This is a genomic window from Vibrio sp. Vb1554, from assembly GCF_033344235.1.
In genome coordinates this window covers 1-1121 of sequence record NZ_JAWPOJ010000370.1, presented here as the reverse complement: position 1 = coordinate 1121, position 1121 = coordinate 1, and the positions used below count along the sequence as shown (strand labels likewise).

Below are 1121 nucleotides of genomic sequence, written 5' to 3'. Positions count from 1 at the left end.
TAACAGACGACAGAATTTAAGGATAGAAACAATGACACATTGGATTGCAGGTGAATGGGTACAAGGTCAGGGTGAAGAGTTTGTGTCTCTGTCGCCGTACAACCAAGAAGTAATTTGGCGCGGTAACGGTGCAACGGCGGAACAAGTAGACCAAGCCGTTGCTGCAGCGCGTGCTGCGTTCGTCGAATGGAAAAAACGTCCATTCGCTGAACGCGAAGCAATTGTGTTGGCTTTTGCTGAAAAAGTGAAAGAAAACAGTGAAAAAATTGCCGAAGTGATCGCGAAAGAAACGGGTAAACCAATTTGGGAAACGCGCACAGAAGCGGCTGCAATGGCTGGAAAAATCGCTATTTCTATTCGTGCCTACCATGACCGTACTGGTGAAGCGACTCGCGAAGCAGCGGGCAACCAGATTGTATTGCGACATCGCCCTCTTGGCGTAATGGCGGTGTTTGGGCCATATAACTTCCCTGGTCACTTACCGAATGGCCACATCGTTCCTGCCTTGCTAGCGGGGAACACAGTTGTGTTCAAACCATCTGAGCAAACGCCTTGGACTGGCGAGCTAGCTATGAAATTGTGGGAAGAAGCGGGTTTGCCAAAAGGCGTGATCAACCTTGTTCAAGGTGCGAAGGAAACCGGTATTGCGTTGGCTGATGCGAAAGGTATTGATGGCATTCTGTTTACGGGCAGTGCGAACACGGGTCACATTCTGCATCGTCAGTTTGCAGGTCAACCAGGCAAGATGTTAGCGCTAGAAATGGGCGGCAACAACCCGATGGTCATCTCTGATAACTACGGTGATTTGGATGCAACGGTGTACACCATCATCCAATCGGCATTCATCAGTGCTGGTCAACGTTGTACTTGTGCTCGTCGTCTATACGTGCCGTTTGGTGAGAAAGGGGATGCTCTGATCACTAAGCTGGTGGAAGCGACGAAAAACATTCGCATGGATCAACCATTCGCAGAACCTGCGCCATTTATGGGCCCACAAATCTCTGTGGCTGCGGCGAAGTTCATTCTTGATGCGCAAGCAAACCTGCAATCTCTAGGCGGTGAAAGCTTAATTGAAGCGAAAGCAGGAGGGGCGGCGTTTGTTTCTCCTGGCATCATCGATG

General features: G+C 50.0%; 1 protein-coding gene. It reads left to right on the top strand.

Annotated elements, in window-relative coordinates; all coding sequences use genetic code 11:
* Positions 1 to 31 precede the first annotated feature (31 nt).
* The coding region (locus R8N28_RS27510) for a succinylglutamate-semialdehyde dehydrogenase (RefSeq protein ID WP_318183803.1) at positions 32 to 1121 on the top strand (1090 nt) is incomplete at its 3' end.